Raw genomic sequence first — 2933 nt, 5'->3', positions numbered from 1 at the left:
CGCCGAAGGTGGGACCGTGGTGTACACCGCGTCCGTGTCAGCGCCAGTCACCGGCTCGCCAGTGGTTGTAACCCTGTCCAACGGCCAGACCATTACCATTCCGGTCGGTGCCAGCAGCGGCTCTGTCAATTTTGTTGCACCCAACGATGCGTTGGCGGGTGGCGGTTCCCTGAGCGTGAAGATCGACGACGCCAAGGGCGGCAACTACGAGAAACTGGAAGTCGACGGCAAGTCGGCGGATACCTCGGTGACCGACACCCCAGACACCACGACTCTCAGCCTGAGCGCGACCGACTCGGTGGCCGAAGGTGGTTCCATTGTTTACACCGCAACCTTGACCAACGCCGCCGGCACACCGGTCACCGTCACGCTGAGCAAYGGTGCCGTCATCACCATCGAAGCGGGTAAAACCACCGGTTCCGTAACCGTCGATGCGCCGAAGGACGACGTCTATAAAGACGCCGGCACCGTTGAAGCGACCATCAAAGACGCAACCGGTGGCAACTTCGAGAACCTGGTGCCAAGCACCACCCCGGCAGTCACTACCGTCAACGACACCATCGACACCAGCACCGTTTCGCTGAGTGCGACSGCGAACGTCGCCGAAGGCGGCACCGTGGTGTACACCGCGTCCGTCACTGCTCCGGTGACTGGTTCGCCAGTGGTTGTGACCCTGTCCAATGGCCAGACCATCACCATTCCGGTCGGTGCCAGCAGCGGCTCTGTCAATTTTGTTGCACCCAACGATGCCCTCGCTGGCGGCGGTTCTTTGAGCGTCAAGATAGACGACGCCAAGGGCGGCAACTACGAGAAGCTGGAAGTCGACGGCAAGTCGGCGGATACCTCGGTGACCGACACCCCAGACACCACCAACCTCAGCCTGAGCGCGACCGACTCGGTAGCCGAAGGCGGTTCGATCGTTTACACCGCGACCCTGACCAACGCCGCCGGCACTCCGGTCACCGTGACCCTGAGCAACGGCGCCGTGATCACCATCGAAGCGGGTAAAACCACCGGCTCCGTGACCGTTCCGGCTCCATCCGATGACGTTTACAAGGACGCGGGCACGGTCCAGGCGACCATCTCCACCGCCACCGGTGGCAATTTCGAAAACCTAGTGCCGAGCACTGCCCCGGCAGTCACCACCGTCACCGACACCATCGACACCAGCACTGTTTCGCTGAGTGCGACCGCGAACGTGGCCGAAGGTGGGACCGTGGTTTACACCGCGTCCGTGTCAGCGCCAGTCACCGGCTCGCCAGTGGTTGTGACCCTGTCCAAYGGCCAGACCATCACCATTCCGGTCGGTGCCAGCAGCGGTTCTGTCAACTTCGTTGCGCCAAACGATGCCCTCGCTGGCGGCGGTTCTTTGAGCGTGAAGATCGACGTCGCCAAGGGCGGCAACTACGAGAAGCTGGAAGTCGACGGCAAGTCGGCGGATACCTCGGTGACCGACACCCCAGACACCACCACCCTCAGCCTGAGCGCAACCGACTCGGTGGCTGAAGGTGGTTCCATTGTTTACACCGCAACCCTGACCAATGCCGCTGGCACACCGGTCACCGTGACCCTGAGCAACGGCGCCGTGATCACCATCGCCGCCGGTGCCACTAGCGGCAGCGTAACCATCGATGCACCGAAGGACGACGTCTATAAAGACGCCGGAACCGTTGAAGCGACCATCAAGGACGCAACCGGTGGCAACTTCGAGAACCTGGTGCCAAGCACCACCTCGGCAGTCACCACCGTCACCGATACCATCGACACCAGCACCGTTTCGCTGASTGCSACSGCRAACGTSGCCGAAGGCGGCACCGTGGTGTACACCGCGTCCGTCACTGCTCCGGTGACTGGTTCGCCAGTSGTTGTGACCCYGTCCAATGGCCAGACCATCACCATTCCGGTCGGTGCCAGCAGCGGTTCTGTCAACTTCGTTGCGCCCAACGATGCCCTCGCTGGCGGCGGTTCTTTGAGCGTCAAGATAGACGACGCCAAGGGCGGCAACTACGAGAAGCTGGAAGTCGACGGCAAGTCGGCGGATACCTCGGTGACCGACACACCGGACACCACCACCCTCAGCCTGTCGGCAACCGACTCGGTCGCCGAAGGCGGTTCCATCGTTTATACCGCGACCCTGACCAATGCCGCCGGCACGCCGGTCACCGTGACCCTGTCGAACGGCGCAGTGATCACCATCGCCGCCGGTGCCACTAGCGGCAGCGTGACCGTCGATGCACCAAAGGACGACGTCTATAAAGACGCCGGCACCGTTGAAGCAACCATCAAGGACGCAACCGGCGGCAACTTTGAAAACCTGGTTCCGAGCACTGCCCCGGCAGTCACCACCGTCACCGACACCATCGACACCAGCACCGTTTCGCTGACTGCGACCGCGAACGTCGCCGAAGGTGGGACCGTGGTGTACACCGCGTCCGTGTCAGCGCCAGTCACCGGCTCGCCAGTCGTTGTGACCCTGTCCAACGGCCAGACCATTACCATCCCGGTTGGCTCGAGCAGCGCCAGCGTCAACTTCACCGCGCCGAACGATGCGCTGGCCGGCGGCAACTCCCTGAGCGTGAAGATCGACGATGCCAAGGGCGGCAACTACGAGAAGCTGGAAGTCGACGGCAAGTCGGCGGATACCTCGGTGACCGACACGCCGGACACCACGACTCTCAGCCTGAGCGCGACCGACTCGGTGGCCGAAGGTGGTTCCATTGTTTACACCGCAACCTTGACCAACGCCGCCGGCACGCCAGTGACCGTGACCCTGAGCAACGGCGCCGTGATCACCATCGAAGCGGGTAAAACCACCGGTTCCGTAACCGTCGATGCGCCGAAGGACGACGTCTATAAAGACGCCGGCACCGTTGAAGCGACCATCAAAGACGCAACCGGTGGCAACTTCGAGAACCTGGTGCCAAGCACCACCC

The 2933-nt window shown here is 62.6% G+C and carries 1 protein-coding gene; it reads left to right on the top strand.

The features are described from left to right. On the top strand, positions 1-2933 hold a 2933-nt coding region (locus tag AC1DLB_RS26590), incomplete at both ends, for an immunoglobulin-like domain-containing protein (protein WP_477785965.1).

This window comes from Pseudomonas sp. 05N434, assembly GCF_056396965.1.
This window is presented reverse-complemented; position numbering and strand designations above follow the sequence as displayed.